The 203-nt window shown below is 36.0% G+C and carries 1 protein-coding gene; it reads left to right on the top strand.

Annotated features, from left to right (window positions below):
- The coding region (locus L2D08_RS23940) for a helix-turn-helix domain-containing protein (protein ID WP_242238041.1) at positions 1–203 on the top strand (203 nt) is incomplete at both ends.

Here is a 203-nt window from a genome sequence, read left to right as displayed (position 1 = left end):
ACAGATGAAACAAAGAACCTTCATTTTAAAGCCTTTCGGTTTAAAATCCATCCAAGTGACGAGCAAAAACAACTGATTAACCAAACGATCGGCTGCTGCCGGTTTGTCTACAATTATATATTAAATGAAAACATCAAGAGTTTTGAAAAAACAAAAAAACGGTATACAGAAACAGCTGCCAAAAAGCTTCTCCCTGGGCTAAA

The sequence above is a fragment of the Domibacillus sp. PGB-M46 genome, assembly GCF_022668875.1.
Taxonomy (GTDB): domain Bacteria; phylum Bacillota; class Bacilli; order Bacillales; family Domibacillaceae; genus Domibacillus.
This window is presented reverse-complemented; position numbering and strand designations above follow the sequence as displayed.